General features: G+C 59.4%; 15 protein-coding genes. 9 read left to right on the forward strand and 6 right to left on the reverse strand.

Annotation, left to right across the window (positions count from 1 at the left end; all coding sequences use genetic code 11):
* Both ACIO0C_RS13020 and thiI read right to left on the reverse strand, forming a co-directional pair.
* A partial coding sequence (locus tag ACIO0C_RS13020) for a GTP-binding protein (RefSeq protein ID WP_401312813.1) occupies positions 1 to 147 on the reverse strand: 147 nt, incomplete at its 3' end.
* 88 nt (positions 148 to 235) lie between these two features.
* The gene (gene thiI / locus ACIO0C_RS13025; protein WP_008058553.1) at positions 236 to 1,690 is read right to left on the reverse strand and encodes a tRNA uracil 4-sulfurtransferase ThiI; all 1,455 of its coding nucleotides are present in this window, start codon (positions 1,688 to 1,690) and stop codon (positions 236 to 238) included.
* Between the two features lie 328 nt (positions 1,691 to 2,018).
* Between thiI and glnA the strand changes: the two genes are divergently transcribed.
* From glnA to ntrC, 4 genes are all read left to right on the forward strand, one after another.
* The gene (glnA, locus tag ACIO0C_RS13030; protein WP_008058552.1) at positions 2,019 to 3,425 is read left to right on the forward strand and encodes a type I glutamate--ammonia ligase; all 1,407 of its coding nucleotides are present in this window, start codon (positions 2,019 to 2,021) and stop codon (positions 3,423 to 3,425) included.
* Positions 3,426 to 3,574: 149 nt separating this feature from the next.
* Positions 3,575 to 4,084: a DUF4124 domain-containing protein gene (locus tag ACIO0C_RS13035; protein WP_401312427.1), complete on the forward strand. Its 510-nt coding sequence runs from the start codon at positions 3,575 to 3,577 to the stop codon at positions 4,082 to 4,084.
* 242 nt (positions 4,085 to 4,326) lie between these two features.
* Positions 4,327 to 5,412 (forward strand): nitrogen regulation protein NR(II), encoded by a 1,086-nt coding sequence (gene glnL, locus ACIO0C_RS13040; RefSeq protein WP_180203873.1) that lies wholly within the window; start codon positions 4,327 to 4,329, stop codon positions 5,410 to 5,412.
* Entirely contained in the window at positions 5,409 to 6,845 is a 1,437-nt protein-coding gene (ntrC, locus tag ACIO0C_RS13045) for a nitrogen regulation protein NR(I) (RefSeq protein ID WP_401312430.1), read from the forward strand. The genes glnL and ntrC overlap by 4 nt, the downstream gene beginning before the upstream one ends.
* 551 nt (positions 6,846 to 7,396) lie before the next feature.
* Here the strand turns inward: ntrC and ACIO0C_RS13050 are convergent.
* Positions 7,397 to 7,837, reverse strand: a complete 441-nt coding sequence (locus ACIO0C_RS13050; protein WP_401312433.1) for a hypothetical protein — start codon at positions 7,835 to 7,837, stop codon at positions 7,397 to 7,399.
* On the opposite strand from ACIO0C_RS13050, the gene trmL reads away from it, so the two are divergent.
* Complete coding sequence (gene trmL, locus ACIO0C_RS13055; RefSeq protein WP_110965901.1) at positions 7,836 to 8,291, forward strand: tRNA (uridine(34)/cytosine(34)/5-carboxymethylaminomethyluridine(34)-2'-O)-methyltransferase TrmL; 456 nt, start codon at positions 7,836 to 7,838, stop codon at positions 8,289 to 8,291. The genes ACIO0C_RS13050 and trmL overlap by 2 nt on opposite strands.
* Before the next feature lie 107 nt (positions 8,292 to 8,398).
* On the opposite strand, the gene secB is transcribed toward trmL, so the two are convergent.
* The 3 genes from secB to ACIO0C_RS13070 are packed head-to-tail and all read right to left on the reverse strand — an operon-like array spanning position 8,399 to position 9,596.
* Positions 8,399 to 8,884: a protein-export chaperone SecB gene (secB, locus tag ACIO0C_RS13060; RefSeq protein ID WP_008058540.1), complete on the reverse strand. Its 486-nt coding sequence runs from the start codon at positions 8,882 to 8,884 to the stop codon at positions 8,399 to 8,401.
* 42 nt (positions 8,885 to 8,926) lie between these two features.
* A complete protein-coding gene (gene grxC, locus ACIO0C_RS13065) occupies positions 8,927 to 9,181 on the reverse strand; it encodes a glutaredoxin 3 (RefSeq protein ID WP_008058538.1) in 255 nt (84 codons plus the stop codon).
* A 1-nt stretch (position 9,182) separates the two neighbouring features.
* A complete protein-coding gene (locus ACIO0C_RS13070) occupies positions 9,183 to 9,596 on the reverse strand; it encodes a rhodanese-like domain-containing protein (protein ID WP_401312438.1) in 414 nt (137 codons plus the stop codon).
* A 153-nt stretch (positions 9,597 to 9,749) separates the two neighbouring features.
* On the opposite strand from ACIO0C_RS13070, the gene gpmI reads away from it, so the two are divergent.
* The 4 genes from gpmI to ACIO0C_RS13090 all read left to right on the forward strand — a co-directional run bounded on the left by gpmI (position 9,750) and on the right by ACIO0C_RS13090 (position 14,857).
* Positions 9,750 to 11,279, forward strand: a complete 1,530-nt coding sequence (gene gpmI / locus ACIO0C_RS13075) for a 2,3-bisphosphoglycerate-independent phosphoglycerate mutase (RefSeq protein WP_401312441.1) — start codon at positions 9,750 to 9,752, stop codon at positions 11,277 to 11,279.
* A gap of 159 nt (positions 11,280 to 11,438) precedes the next feature.
* Positions 11,439 to 12,734: a murein hydrolase activator EnvC family protein gene (locus ACIO0C_RS13080; protein WP_401312444.1), complete on the forward strand. Its 1,296-nt coding sequence runs from the start codon at positions 11,439 to 11,441 to the stop codon at positions 12,732 to 12,734.
* 34 nt (positions 12,735 to 12,768) lie between these two features.
* Positions 12,769 to 14,088, forward strand: coding sequence for a S41 family peptidase (locus ACIO0C_RS13085; RefSeq protein WP_401312447.1), 1,320 nt, complete (start codon positions 12,769 to 12,771; stop codon positions 14,086 to 14,088).
* A 1-nt stretch (position 14,089) separates the two neighbouring features.
* The gene (locus ACIO0C_RS13090; protein ID WP_401312449.1) at positions 14,090 to 14,857 is read left to right on the forward strand and encodes a divergent polysaccharide deacetylase family protein; all 768 of its coding nucleotides are present in this window, start codon (positions 14,090 to 14,092) and stop codon (positions 14,855 to 14,857) included.
* Positions 14,858 to 14,895: the final 38 nt, after the last annotated feature.

Consider the following 14,895-nt stretch of genomic DNA (forward strand, 5'->3'; position numbering starts at 1 on the left):
CAGGGTGCCGGATTGACGCAGGAGTTTGTCTACCAGGGTGGTTTTACCATGGTCAACGTGGGCAATGATGGCGATGTTGCGTAGATTTTCGATCACTTGTGTATCTCGATCAGAGGATTCGGTGTGCTGACAAGTCTTGGCAGCGATTTACAGTAGAGTCAGGCCTTGCCGTTACAGCTTGACGGCGGCGTCGGGGGGCCGGTGACGCAAGCCACAGGCAAACAGCCCCGGGCACTTAGCTCGGTCGATAAACGCGCACATTGGCATGTCCCTCACTGAGCAAATGGTGGGCATGCAGGCGACTCATCACGCCTTTGTCGCAATAAAGCAGGTACTGGCGAGTAGGGTCCAGCTCCTTGAAACGAGCGTTCAGTGCATAAAACGGCATCGTTTGTACCTCGATGCCAGCAAGGTCCAGCGGGTCGTCTTCAGCGGCATCCGGGTGACGGATGTCGATGACGATCTGACCGGCCAGCGCTTCGCTGACTTCTTCAATTTGCAGGTCCTGGCCCAATTCGTCGATCACCCGATCGATCGGTACCAGTTTGGCGTTCTCGAGCGCACGCTCAAGGACTGCCATGTCGAATTCTTTCTCTTCGTGCTCCACGCGATGGCGCTTGGCAGCGGTCTTGGGGTTCACCGAGATGACCCCGCAGTACTCCGGCATGTGCCTGGCGAAGTCGGCGGTGCCGATTTCGTTGGCCGTGTCGATGATGTCCTGCTTGTGGCTGGCAATCAGCGGGCGCAAGACCAGTTTGTCGGTCACGCAATCAATCACCGACAGGTTCGGTAACGTCTGGCTCGACACCTGGGAGATCGCCTCACCGGTCACCAGCGCTTCGATGTGCAGTCGATCAGCAATTTGGGAGGAAGCGCGCAACATCATACGCTTCAATACTACGCCCATATGACTGTTATCGACTTTGCCGAGAATTTCTCCCAGCACTTCTTCGAACGGCACACTGACAAATAACACGCGTTGCGAGCTGCCGTACTTCTTCCAGATGAAATGCGCGACTTCCATGACGCCCAATTCGTGGGCACGTCCACCCAGGTTGAAGAAGCAGAAATGCGCCATCAGGCCGCGACGCATGATCTGGTAGGCCGCGACGGTGGAATCGAAGCCACCGGACATCAGCACCAGCGTCTGTTCCAGCGCACCCAGCGGATAACCACCGATACCGTTGTGCTGGCTGTGGATCACGAATAACCGTTGGTCGCGAACTTCGATGCGGACTTCAATTTCAGGCTTTTTCAGGTCGATTCCGGCGGCACCGCACTGACGGCGCAACTGGCTGCCGACATATTTCTCGATGTCTATGGAGCTAAATGGGTGCTTGCCGGCGCGCTTGCAACGTACCGAGAAAATCTTCCCGGCCAGTGCATCACCGTAGTGCTGCTTGCACTTCTCGACGATGTCGTCGAAATCACCCAGCGGGTACTCGTCGATTTGCAGGAAGTGCGCGATACCCGGCATGCAACTCAGGCGCTCGCCCATCTCCTTCAGGGCCTTGGGGTCGCTGACGCGGGTCTCCAGCTCGAGATTGTCCCACACGCCGTTCACCACCACAGCCGGGTCCAGGTCACGGAGCACGGCACGGATGTTCTTGGCCAACTGGCGGATGAAACGCATCCGTACCGGGCGGCTCTTGATGGTGATCTCTGGAAAGACTTTTACGATTAATTTCATGGAAACAGCGCGCGCGAGGCCTGCCGAAAAAGGGGGGCGCGGATTATAGCGGAAATTGCTCAAGGTTTAACCAGTTAATGTGCAGAAGGTTTTGCACGCACCAAAACAGGTCAATTTTAGATTTAGGCGCCACATTAAGGGGCGCAATTTTCTGCTTTATAGCCTTTTGCACCTCTAAAAGCGTGAAATTGGGGCAAAAAACCCATGGTGGGGCACTGGCATGCAATTTGCTCCCTTGTGAGGCAGGTTGCCTTGGCAGAGTATTCGCGCCGGCATCACAAACATTTAAGGGCATCCACTACCAGCCCTAATCCACCCGGAGGACACTATGTCGAAGTCGGTTCAACTCATCAAAGATCATGACGTCAAGTGGATTGATCTGCGCTTCACAGACACCAAGGGCACTCAGCACCACGTGACCATGCCGGCTCGCGATGCGCTGGACGATGACTTCTTTGAAGTCGGTAAAATGTTCGACGGCTCCTCCATCGCTGGCTGGAAAGGCATCGAAGCCTCCGACATGATCCTGCTGCCGGACGACTCCACCGCTGTTCTGGACCCGTTCACCGAAGAGCCGACCCTGATCCTGGTCTGCGACATCATCGAACCTTCGAGCATGCAAGGCTACGACCGCGACCCACGTGCGATCGCCAAGCGCGCCGAAGAGCACCTGAAATCCACCGGTATCGGTGACACCGTGTTCGCCGGTCCAGAGCCAGAGTTCTTCATCTTCGACCAAGTGAAGTTCAAGTCCGACATTTCCGGCTCCATGTTCAAGATCTACTCCGAACAAGGTTCCTGGATGTCCGACCAGGACATCGAAGGCGGCAACAAAGGCCACCGTCCAGGCGTCAAAGGCGGCTACTTCCCGGTTCCGCCGTTCGACCACGACCACGAAATCCGTACCTCCATGTGCAACGCACTGGAAGAAATGGGTCTGACCGTCGAAGTTCACCACCACGAAGTGGCAACTGCCGGCCAGAACGAAATCGGCGTCAAGTTCAACACCCTGGTGAAGAAAGCCGACGAAACCCAAACCCTGAAGTACGTCGTGCACAACGTTGCCGATGCCTACGGCCGTACCGCTACCTTCATGCCTAAGCCTCTGTACGGCGACAACGGCTCGGGTATGCACGTACACATGTCGATCTGGAAAGAAGGCAAGAACACCTTCGCTGGCGAAGGTTATGCCGGCCTGTCCGATACCGCCCTGTACTTCATCGGCGGCATCATCAAGCACGGTAAGGCCCTGAACGGCTTCACCAACCCGGCGACCAACTCCTACAAGCGTCTGGTTCCAGGCTTCGAAGCTCCGGTAATGCTGGCCTACTCGGCTCGCAACCGCTCGGCTTCGATCCGTATTCCTTACGTGTCGAGCCCGAAAGCCCGTCGTATCGAAGCACGCTTCCCGGATCCGGCTGCCAACCCGTACCTGTGCTTCGCCGCACTGCTGATGGCTGGCCTGGACGGCATCCAGAACAAGATCCACCCTGGCGACGCAGCTGACAAAAACCTGTACGACCTGCCGCCTGAAGAGGCGAAAGAGATCCCACAAGTTTGCGGCAGCCTGAAAGAAGCCCTGGAAGAGCTGGACAAAGGTCGTGCGTTCCTGACCAAAGGCGGCGTTTTCAGCGACGACTTCATCGACGCTTACATCGCCCTGAAAAGCGAAGAAGAAATCAAGGTACGTACCTTCGTACACCCACTGGAATACGAGCTGTACTACAGCTGCTAATCCGGTAGCGCTGCGACACGCGGCGTGACAAAAAGAGGCCTCCTTCGGGAGGCCTTTTTTGATCTTGCTTCCTGTAATGATGACGATTTGGGTCAACCCACCACCCTGACCTATGCTGCACTCCTATGCTTTCGTTTCCGGTCGATTTCATGGCTCGTGGTTTTCTCCTCATCCTGCTGCTGATTGCCCTGCCCACCACAGCGCAGATCTACAAGTACACCGACGCTCAAGGCAACACGGCGTATAGCAATCAACCCCCTGATGGCGTCACCGCGCAACCGGTCGAACTGCCACCGCTCAACCGCGTTCAGCCCCAGCCCACACAAGCATCTCCCACACCCACCCCTGAACAAGACCAGCCACGCATCGCCTACAACGTACTGGAACTCACCGGCCTGCCCACCACCGAAGCCCTGCGCGCCAACAACGGCACCTTCACTGTCACCGTAATGATCGAACCGCGCCTGCAAGGCCCGCATCTGTTGCAGCTGTTGCTGGACGGACAGCCTTATGGCCAACCCGGCAACGTACCGATCCTGCAATTGGTGAACATCGACCGCGGCTCGCACCGCCTCGCCGTGCAGGTCGTCAGTGGCGAAACCATCGTGCAGCAAAGCCCTACCGTCACCTTCACATTGCAGCGGGTGCACAAGCGCTGAAGGACTTCCAACCTCGTTCAGCTTTGCGCACTATATTGGTGCGAATGGTTGCACCGCGCGCACATTGCAGCCCATTTTGGTTCGAAACTACCCGCGAAAGCTGGCAGAACGCCACGCAATCGAGCGTCAAACGCCTGTTTCAGGGGTTAAGCGCTTCTTTTCGGAGCCTTGGTTTGGTTTTTGCATTTTCCTCGCATCAGCGCGTTATTCATGCGCGCGCCCTGCTCCAAAAGAGGTCCTGAATGACCATCAGTGACGCACTGCATCGCCTGCTTCTCGACAACCTGACCACCGCCACCATCCTGCTCAACGCCGAATTGCGCCTTGAGTACATGAATCCCGCGGCGGAAATGCTCCTGGCCATTAGCGGCCAGCGCAGCCATGGGCAGTTCATCAGCGAGCTGTTTACCGAGTCCACCGAGGCGCTGAATTCGTTGCGCCAGGCGGTACAGCAGGCGCATCCGTTCACCAAGCGCGAAGCGATGCTCACCGCCCTTACCGGCCAGACCCTGACGGTCGATTACGCGGTAACACCGATCCTTTCAGGCGGCGACACACTGCTGCTGCTCGAAGTCCACCCTCGCGACCGCTTGCTGCGCATCACCAAGGAAGAAGCACAGCTTTCAAAGCAGGAAACCAGCAAGATGCTGGTGCGCGGCCTGGCCCATGAAATCAAGAATCCGCTGGGCGGTATTCGCGGCGCGGCACAACTGCTGGCGCGCGAGCTGCCGGAAGAAAGCCTGCGCGACTACACCAATGTCATCATTGAAGAGGCTGACCGCCTGCGCAACCTGGTCGATCGCATGCTCGGCTCGAACAAGCTGCCATCGCTGGCCATGTGCAACATTCATGAAGTGCTGGAGCGCGTCTGCCACCTGGTCGAGGCCGAAAGCCAGGGCTGCATCACTTTGGTGCGCGACTACGACCCGAGCATTCCAGACGTCCTGATCGATCGCGAACAAATGATCCAGGCCGTGCTGAACATCGTGCGCAATGCGATGCAGGCCATCAGCAGCCAGAATGAGCTGCGCCTGGGTCGCATCAGCCTGCGCACCCGCGCCATGCGCCAGTTCACCATTGGCCACGTGCGCCATCGCCTGGTGACCAAGATCGAAATCATCGACAACGGTCCAGGCATTCCTGCGGATCTTCAGGAAACCATCTTTTTCCCCATGGTCAGCGGCCGTCCGGACGGTACCGGGCTGGGCCTGGCCATTACCCAGAACATCATCAGCCAGCACCAGGGCTTGATCGAATGTGACAGCCACCCCGGCCACACCACCTTCTCGATCTTTCTGCCACTGGAACAAGGAGCCACATCGACATGAGCCGTAGTGAAACCGTGTGGATCGTCGATGACGACCGTTCTATCCGTTGGGTCCTGGAAAAAGCCTTGCAGCAGGAAGGCATGACCACGCAAAGCTTCGACAGCGCCGATGGCGTGATGAGCCGCCTGGCGCGCCAGCAGCCGGACGTTATCATCTCCGACATCCGCATGCCCGGCGCCAGCGGCCTGGACCTTCTGGCGCGGATTCGCGAGCAACACCCACGGCTGCCAGTGATTATCATGACCGCGCACTCCGATCTGGACAGCGCTGTCGCGTCCTACCAGGGCGGCGCTTTTGAATACCTACCCAAGCCGTTCGATGTCGACGAAGCGGTCTCCCTGGTCAAGCGCGCCAACCAGCACGCTCAGGAACAACAAGGCCTGGAAGTCCCGGTCGCACTGACCCGTACCCCGGAAATCATCGGCGAAGCGCCAGCGATGCAGGAAGTGTTTCGCGCCATCGGGCGCTTGAGCCACTCCAACATCACCGTGCTGATCAACGGCGAATCCGGCACCGGTAAAGAACTGGTGGCCCATGCCCTGCACCGCCACAGCCCGCGGGCCGCTTCACCGTTCATTGCATTGAACATGGCGGCGATCCCCAAGGACCTGATGGAATCCGAGTTGTTCGGCCACGAAAAAGGCGCGTTCACCGGTGCCGCCAACCTGCGTCGCGGGCGGTTCGAGCAGGCGGATGGGGGCACGCTGTTCCTCGATGAAATCGGCGACATGCCGGCCGACACCCAGACTCGTTTGCTTCGGGTCCTGGCCGATGGCGAGTTCTACCGTGTCGGTGGTCACGTCCCGGTCAAGGTGGATGTGCGGATCATCGCCGCCACGCACCAGAACCTGGAAACCCTGGTGCATGCCGGGAAATTCCGTGAAGACTTGTTCCACCGTCTCAACGTGATCCGCATCCACATACCACGCCTGTCGGACCGTCGCGAAGACATTCCGACCCTGGCCAAGCACTTCCTCAGCCGTGCAGCGCAGGAGCTGGCAGTCGAGCCGAAGTTGCTGAAAAACGAAACCGAGGAATACCTGAAGAACCTGCCTTGGCCGGGCAACGTACGCCAACTGGAGAACACTTGCCGCTGGATCACCGTGATGGCATCGGGTCGCGAAGTGCATATCGGCGACCTGCCACCGGAGTTGCTGAGCCTGCCGCAGGATTCGGCCCCGGTGACCAACTGGGAACAGGCGCTGCGCCAATGGGCCGACCAGGCACTGGCACGCGGACAGTCCAGCCTGCTGGACAGCGCCGTGCCGACCTTCGAGCGGATCATGATCGAAACCGCCCTCAAGCACACCGCCGGCCGCCGCCGCGATGCCGCCGTGTTGCTGGGCTGGGGGCGTAATACCTTGACTCGCAAGATCAAGGAGCTGGGGATGAAGGTAGATGGTGGGGATGATGATGAGGGGGATGAAGGCTAAGCAGCCTTTAGCTCTTCGCTGACAGTTAGATCCAATCGCGAGCAAGCTCGCTCCCACAGGGTTCGAAGGTGTTCACTCGATGGTGAGCACTCTGAAAATCCACTGTGGGAGCGAGCTTGCTCGCGATGCTTTTAGGGCCTGCGTGCACCGCTGGAATGCACCGTGAACCGCAATCGCGCACGGCAGCTGATCCCGAACCCCGTCTGTTTTCACAATAGAACCTCTACCGAACAAACACGAAAGCCCCGGATTACGGGGCTTTCGACGCTTGCACGCGCCTTTCTGTTTCAACTTGTTAAAACCTGGCACGCCCCCTGCAATAGTCTCATCAGTGATTCAGATCACTACCCAGTTTCGGGGACCTTGGTACAGGCAGGCCGGGGATTCCCCTCTTTACACCGGGCTCACACCGCACAAGCGACGAGCCCTCCCGTTTTGGGGTCCTTGGTACAGGCAGGCCGGGGATTCCCTCTTTACACCGGGTTCAGACGCCATGCGCGAACCCTCCCGTTTTGGGGACCTTGGTACAGGCAGGCCGGGGATTCCCTCTTTTATTGCTCCCGGAGATGGATCTCCAGCCGCCAGCGGTCATCGACCTCGCTACCGGCCCACTCACCCTGAAGGGGACGGGCCGCCACCAGCGTCAGCAACAATCCCCCGTCACTCAATCGCGTTCGCCAGTTCACATCCTTGCCGTGGAGCTTGAGCTGGCCTTTTTGCGCCTTGCCTTGAGCTTCGAACAACAGCGCGACACTGCCTTCCACGATCTCGCCGTGGGTCTTGGGTTCATTGTTGAACCACACCACCAACCCGTCGTCCGTCACTTCGATCTGTTGCAATTCGCTGGGGTCGGGGGTGGTCAGGCGACCGATCATCAACCCCACCATCACCCCCACGATTGCCAGCGAAGCCATCACACGCGGGAATAGTTTCGAACGAGGGTCGGCTTGCGGCGTAGAATGCCGCTCATCTCTACCTTCGGAGCCGTGCATGTTTCACGTCATCCTTTTCCAACCAGAAATTCCGCCGAATACCGGCAACGTTATCAGGCTGTGCGCCAACAGTGGCTGCCACCTGCATTTGATCGAACCGCTGGGCTTCGAGATGGACGACAAGCGCCTGCGCCGGGCGGGCCTCGACTATCACGAGTATGCCACTCTGCAACGCCATGCGGACCTGGCCAGCTGCCTGGAAAGCCTCGGTCACCCGCGGTTGTTCGCCTTCACTACCAAGGGTTCGCGGCCATTTCACGACGTCAGTTTCGCCCCTGGCGATGCGTTCCTGTTCGGCCCGGAAAGCCGTGGCCTGCCAGCCGAGGTGCTCGACGCCCTGCCCGGCGAACAACGCCTGCGCCTGCCGATGCGCGAAGGCTGCCGCAGCCTGAACCTGTCCAACACCGTGGCCGTCGCCGTTTACGAAGCCTGGCGCCAGAACGACTTCAAATAGTCCGAAATCATTTTCGCCTGACAGAAACAATCGCGGGCAAGCCCGCTCCCACAGGTTTTGCACAATCCTGTGGGAGCGGGCTTGCCCGCGATTTTCAGCAGCGCAGATTATTGAACGGTCGGAGTCTCGCCCGCCGCTTGCATGCGTTGCAGCTCTTGCGCGTACAGGGCATCGAAGTTCACCGGAGCCAGCATCAGGGCCGGGAACGAGCCGCGGGTCACCAGGCTGTCCAGCGCTTCGCGCGCGTACGGGAACAGGATGTTCGGGCAGAACGCGCCCAGGGTGTGGCTCATCGAAGCGTCGTCCAGGTTCTTGATCAGGAAGATGCCGGCCTGCTGCACTTCGGCGATGAACGCCACTTCTTCACCGTTCTTCACGGTTACCGACAGGGTCAGTACGACTTCGTGGAAGTCGCCTTCCAGCGCCTTTTGACGGGTATTGAGATCCAGACCGACACTCGGCTCCCACTGCTGGCGGAAGATCGCCGGGCTTTTCGGGGCTTCGAAGGACAAGTCACGTACGTAGATGCGCTGCAAGGAGAATTGCGGTGCGGTTTCTTCTTCGCTAGCTGCAGTGTTCTGTTGGTCAGTCATCTCAGATCCTTTCTGATCTTGGGCTTTTATAGGGTATGGAATTCAGGCCTTGAGCAGCGCGTCGAGCTTGCCGGCGCGCTCCAGGGCAAACAAATCATCACAACCGCCAACGTGGGTGCTGCCGATCCAGATCTGCGGCACGGACGTACGTCCGGCCTTCTGAGCCATTGCGGCACGCACCTGCGGCTTGCCATCGACCTTGATCTCTTCGAAGGCCACGCCTTTGTTCTCGAGCAGGTACTTGGCTCGGGAGCAATAAGGGCAGTAATCGCTGGAATAGACGACGACGTTACTCATATCACTTCACCAGCGGCAGATTGTCGGCTTTCCAGCTGGAAACACCACCGGACAGCTTGGCGGCGGTAAAGCCGGCCTTCACCAGTTCGCGAGCGTGAGTACCGGCGGTCTGGCCCATGGCATCGACCAGGATGATGGTCTTGGCCTTGTGCTTTTCCAGCTCGCCAACGCGTGCAGTCAGTTTGTCGTGAGGAATGTTCAACGCGCCTACAATGTGGCCGGCGGCAAAGTCCTTGGTCGGACGGATGTCGATCACCACGCCGGCGTCTTTGTTGACCAGGCCAGTCAGTTCGCCGGTGCTCAGGCTACGGCCGCCGCCCTGCATCTGGTAGGCGATCAGCAGGGCCAGCAGCACGACGAAAATGCCGACGAGAATGTAGTGGTTGGTGGCAAATTGAATCAGGTTAGCAACCATCGAAGGAGGTTCCAGGGCGTTAAAATGTCGGCCAGTATACACAGCCACTATGGTGGGCCAAACCCCGTCCGGCGGTGACGTGGCCGGAACTTCGCTTTAAACTGCCACTCCCTTTTCCATCGCCCTCTTTTATCTCAGCCACGAGTGGATTCCATGACTACCACGCCTAAACCTTTGGTCCTGATTATTCTCGACGGCTTCGGTCACAGTGAGAGCCCTGAATCCAACGCCATCTTTGCTGCAAAGAAGCCCGTACTGGACCGTTTGTGGGCCACCGTGCCCAACGGCCTGATTTCGGGCAGCGGCATGGACGTCGGCCTGCCGGACGGCCAGATGGGTAACTCCGAAGTCGGCCACATGAACCTGGGCGCCGGCCGCGTGGTGTATCAGGATTTCACCCGCGTAACCAAATCGATCCGCGACGGCGAGTTCTTCGAGAACCCGACCATCTGCGCTGCGGTGGACAAAGCCGTCGCTGCCGGCAAAGCCGTGCACTTCATGGGCCTGCTGTCCGACGGCGGCGTGCACAGCCATCAGGATCACCTGGTCGCCATGGCCGAACTGGCCGCCAAGCGCGGCGCCGAAAAAATCTACCTGCACGCCTTCCTCGACGGCCGCGATACCCCGCCGAAAAGCGCGCAATCGTCGATCGAACTGCTGGACGCCACCTTCCAGGCCTTGGGCAAAGGCCGTATCGCCAGTCTCATCGGTCGTTATTTCGCAATGGATCGCGACAACCGTTGGGACCGGGTGTCCCAGGCTTATAACCTGATTGTCGACGGCAATGGCGAATTCAACGCCGCCACCGCCCAGGAAGGTCTGCAAGCCGCGTACGAGCGTGGTGAGAGCGACGAGTTCGTCAAGGCCACCTCCATCGGTGAGCCCGTGAAAGTCGAAGACGGCGACGCCGTAGTGTTCATGAACTTCCGCGCCGACCGCGCCCGCGAACTGACTCGCGTCTTCGTCGAAGACGATTTCAACGAGTTCGAACGTGCCCGCCAGCCAAAACTGGCCGGTTTCGTCATGCTGACCCAATACGCCGCCAGCATCCCCGCGCCATCGGCCTTTGCCGCCGGCAGCCTGGAAAACGTGCTCGGCGATTACCTGGCGAAAAACGGCAAGACCCAGCTGCGCATCGCCGAAACCGAAAAATACGCCCACGTGACCTTCTTCTTCTCTGGCGGTCGTGAAGAACCGTTCCCGGGCGAAGATCGCATTCTGATCCCGTCGCCGAAAGTCGCCACTTACGATTTGAAGCCGGAGATGAGCGCACCGGAAGTCACCGACCGCATCGTCGATGCCATCGAAAACCAGCGTTACGACGTGATCGTGGTCAACTATGCCAACGGCGACATGGTCGGCCACAGCGGCGTGTTTGCGGCAGCGGTCAAGGCCGTTGAGTGTCTGGACCAGTGCGTCGGCCGTATCGTCGAAGCGCTGGAGAAAGTCGGCGGCGAAGCCCTGATCACCGCGGACCACGGCAACGTCGAGCAAATGTCCGACGAGACCACGGGCCAGGCGCACACCGCACACACCACCGAGCCGGTGCCGTTTATCTATGTCGGCAAGCGCAACCTGAAGGTTCGTGAAGGCGGTGTGCTGGCGGATGTGGCACCGACCATGCTGAAGTTGCTGGGCCTGGAACAACCGAAGGAAATGACTGGCACCTCGATTCTGGTGTAATTCAACTTCATACACCGGCCTTCTGTAGGAGCAAGCTTGCTCCTACAGGGCCTTGCGGTGTTTTTCGGGCCAGTTATCACACAGTCCCAATTGGGCATTTTTTTTGCTGCGCTTGGCGGGCATACTAGGACGTCCCTTTCCCTGGTGTCGCCTGCCTCTATGCTTCGCGTCCTGATAGCCCTCGCCCTGACCTGCCTGCTCCAACCGGCCTTCGCCGATGAGCGAGCGCAAACCCAGCAACAGTTGGACGCCACGCGTCAGGACATTGCCGAGTTGAAAAAACTGCTGGGCAAACTGCAGGAAGAAAAATCCGGCGTGCAGAAAGACCTCAAGGGCACCGAGACCGAGATGGGCAAGCTCGAGAAACAGGTCGACGCCCTGCAAAAAGAGCTTAAGAAAAGCGAAACCGAGTTGCATCGACTCGATGCGGAGAAAAAAAAACTCCAGAGCGCGCGCACTGAACAGCAACGACTGATCGCCATCCAGGCCCGCGCGGCTTACCAGAACGGTCGCCAGGAGTACTTGAAACTGCTGCTCAACCAGCAGAACCCCGAGAAGTTCGCTCGCACACTCACCTATTACGACTACCTGAGCCAGGCCCGCCTGGAACAGCTGAAGAATTTCAACGAAACCTTGCGCCAGCTGGCCAATGTCGAAAAAGACATCGGACTGCAGCAGGCGCAATTGCTGGTGCAGCAAAGCAGCCTCGAAACCCAGCGTGGCGAGCTCGAGAAGGTTCGCCAGGAGCGCCAGCAAGTCTTGGCCAAGCTTAACGACGACGTGAAGGCACGCGACCAGAAACTGGCAGCCCGCGAGCAGGATCAGGCAGACCTGTCTAAAGTCCTTAAAACCATTGAAGAAACCCTGGCCCGCCAGGCTCGTGAGGCAGAAGAAGCGCGGCAGAAAGCGCTGATCGCCCAGCAGGAAGCCGAAAAAAAGCGTTTACGTGAGGCCCAGGCGCTGGCAGAAGCCAACGATGACGCCCCACGCAAACCGGTTAAATCGACACCTGGCCCACTGGTTTCCAGTTCAGGCGAAACCTTTGGCGGCGCATTTGCGTCAACTCGCGGCAAACTTCCTTGGCCTGTCGATGGTCGACTGTTGGCGCGCTTCGGTGAAAGCCGTGGCGACGACGCCCGGACCAAATGGGACGGCGTAATGATCGGCGCTTCTGCCGGCAGTACCGTGCATGCGGTGCATGGCGGTCGAGTGGTGTTCGCTGACTGGTTGCGCGGTGCCGGGCTGCTGGTGATCCTCGACCACGGCAACGGTTTTTTGAGTCTTTATGGTCACAACCAGACACTGCTCAAGTCTGCGGGTGACGTGGTAAAAGCCGGTGAATCCATCTCCACTGTCGGCAACAGTGGCGGGCAGGACTCACCAGCGCTGTACTTTGCTATTCGTCAGCAGGGTCACCCGAGTGATCCGGCGCAATGGTGCCGCGCGCAAGGATAGGCGCTGAGTCACCTACATTAGGAGTTCGTTCGACATGCTGTATTTGTCCCGCCTTACCTCGCTGGCCCTGACGATTGCCCTGGTGATCGGCGCGCCTCTGGCGTTTGCCGCTCAACCGGCCCCGGCAGTCGCGCCCGCGGGCACTGCCGCGACCACCAGGGCGCCATTGCCGCTGGAAGAGTTGCGCACCTTTGCCGAGGTCATGGATCGGATCAAGGCAGCGTATGTCGAACCGGTAGACGACAAGACCCTGCTGGAAAACGCGATCAAGGGCATGCTCAGCAACCTCGACCCGCACTCCGCGTACCTCGGACCTGAAGACTTCGCTGAACTGCAGGAAAGCACCAGCGGCGAATTCGGCGGCCTGGGCATCGAAGTCGGTGCCGAGGACGGCTTCATAAAGGTGGTATCGCCGATCGATGACACACCGGCCTCCAAGGCTGGCATCCAGGCGGGCGACTACATCGTCAAGATCAACGGCCAACCCACCCGCGGCCAGAGCATGACCGAAGCCGTGGACAAGATGCGCGGCAAGATCGGCCAGAAAATCACCCTGACCCTGGTTCGTGACGGTGGCACGCCGTTCGATGTGACCCTGGCCCGCGCCATCATTCAGGTGAAGAGCGTGAAGAGCCAGCTGCTCGAATCCGGCTATGGCTACATCCGCATCACCCAGTTCCAGGTCAAGACCGGCGAAGAAGTATCCAAGGCCCTGGCCAAACTGCGCAAAGACAACGGCAAGAAGCTCAACGGCATCATCCTCGACCTGCGCAACAACCCGGGCGGCGTGCTGCAAGCGGCGGTGGAAGTGGTCGACCACTTCATCACCAAGGGCCTGATCGTCTACACCAAGGGCCGCATCGCCAACTCCGAGCTGCGCTTCTCTGCCACCGGCAAGGACGAAAGCGAAGCCGTGCCAATGGTCACGCTGATCAACGGCGGCAGCGCCTCAGCCTCGGAAATCGTCGCCGGCGCCCTGCAGGACCAGAAACGCGCGGTGGTCATGGGTACGCCAAGTTTCGGCAAAGGCTCGGTGCAAACCGTGCTGCCGCTGAACAACGACCGCGCCCTGAAGATCACCACGGCACTGTACTACACGCCAAACGGCCGCTCGATCCAGGCCCAGGGCATCGTCCCGGACATCGAAGTGCGCAAGGCCAAGATCACCAACGAGCAAGACGGCGACTATTTCAAGGAAGCCGATCTGCAGGGTCACCTGGGCAACGGCAACGGCGGCGCCGACAAGCCGACCAGTTCCGGCGGCAAGACCAAGCCGATGCCGCAGGACGACGATTACCAACTGGCCCAGGCCCTGAGCCTGCTCAAAGGGCTGAGCATCACGTCCGGCCGCTGAGATGCTTTTGCGGGTAGTCCTGGGGCTGCTGTGCTGCCTGGTGGGTGTTGTACACGCAGCACCCGCCCCTCAAAAGGCCTATATCAGCTTGATCATCGATGACCTGGGGCAGAGCCTGCCCCGGGATCGCCAGGTACTGGCCCTGCCGGGGCCAGTGACCACGGCGATCATGCCCGACACCCCTCACGCCACCGAGTTCGCCCGCGAAGCCCATCGCGCTGGCAAGATCGTCATCCTGCACATGCCCATGGACCCGGCCACCGGACCGTTCGCCTGGCACCCCGACTTGCCCATCGAAGAGCTCGAGAAACGCCTGAACGCAGCGCTCAAGGTCGTGCCCTACACCGCCGGCATCAATAACCACATGGGCAGCCGCATGACCGCCCAGCGACCGGCCATGGCCTGGTTGATGGCTGACTTGCAGCGTCGGCACAAGCTCTTCGTCGATAGTCGCACCAGCGCGCAGACTGTGGCGGCGGCCGAAGCGCAGAAGATTGGATTGGCAAGCATTTCACGAGATGTGTTTCTGGATGATGAGGCAACGGAAGCGGCGATTTTCAACCAGCTTCAGATAGCCATCAGTCTGGCGCACAAGCAGGGCTCGGCCGTGATGATCGGCCATCCTTATCCGCAAACACTGGCAGTGCTGGAGAGGGAGTTGCCCAAGCTCAAGGCTCAGGGCATCGACTGGATCGACATCAGGCAGATGGTCAGCGTGCGCGGCAATCGCGCCATGGCCGCCCATGGTAAAGACGGTGTTTATCGGTAAAAACCTGCTCGAAGTCGATAAATAATTACCGCCAGAGA

Origin of the sequence: Pseudomonas sp. NPDC087336 (genome assembly GCF_044744285.1) — a bacterium.
Classification (GTDB): domain Bacteria; phylum Pseudomonadota; class Gammaproteobacteria; order Pseudomonadales; family Pseudomonadaceae; genus Aquipseudomonas.

Bases quoted from the DNA above. Each gene is read 5' to 3' on its own strand.
- glnL (WP_180203873.1), top strand. From the start codon at position 4,327: ATGACCATCAGTGACGCACTGCATCGCCTGCTTCTCGACAACCTGACC.
- ntrC (WP_401312430.1), top strand. From the start codon at position 5,409: ATGAGCCGTAGTGAAACCGTGTGGATCGTCGATGACGACCGTTCTATC.
- gpmI (WP_401312441.1), top strand. From the start codon at position 9,750: ATGACTACCACGCCTAAACCTTTGGTCCTGATTATTCTCGACGGCTTC.
- ACIO0C_RS13035 (WP_401312427.1), top strand. From the start codon at position 3,575: ATGGCTCGTGGTTTTCTCCTCATCCTGCTGCTGATTGCCCTGCCCACC.
- secB (WP_008058540.1), bottom strand. From the start codon at position 8,884: ATGACTGACCAACAGAACACTGCAGCTAGCGAAGAAGAAACCGCACCG.
- ACIO0C_RS13050 (WP_401312433.1), bottom strand. From the start codon at position 7,837: ATGCACGGCTCCGAAGGTAGAGATGAGCGGCATTCTACGCCGCAAGCC.
- ACIO0C_RS13080 (WP_401312444.1), top strand. From the start codon at position 11,439: ATGCTTCGCGTCCTGATAGCCCTCGCCCTGACCTGCCTGCTCCAACCG.
- glnA (WP_008058552.1), top strand. From the start codon at position 2,019: ATGTCGAAGTCGGTTCAACTCATCAAAGATCATGACGTCAAGTGGATT.
- thiI (WP_008058553.1), bottom strand. From the start codon at position 1,690: ATGAAATTAATCGTAAAAGTCTTTCCAGAGATCACCATCAAGAGCCGC.
- ACIO0C_RS13090 (WP_401312449.1), top strand. From the start codon at position 14,090: ATGCTTTTGCGGGTAGTCCTGGGGCTGCTGTGCTGCCTGGTGGGTGTT.
- ACIO0C_RS13085 (WP_401312447.1), top strand. From the start codon at position 12,769: ATGCTGTATTTGTCCCGCCTTACCTCGCTGGCCCTGACGATTGCCCTG.
- trmL (WP_110965901.1), top strand. From the start codon at position 7,836: ATGTTTCACGTCATCCTTTTCCAACCAGAAATTCCGCCGAATACCGGC.
- ACIO0C_RS13070 (WP_401312438.1), bottom strand. From the start codon at position 9,596: ATGGTTGCTAACCTGATTCAATTTGCCACCAACCACTACATTCTCGTC.
- grxC (WP_008058538.1), bottom strand. From the start codon at position 9,181: ATGAGTAACGTCGTCGTCTATTCCAGCGATTACTGCCCTTATTGCTCC.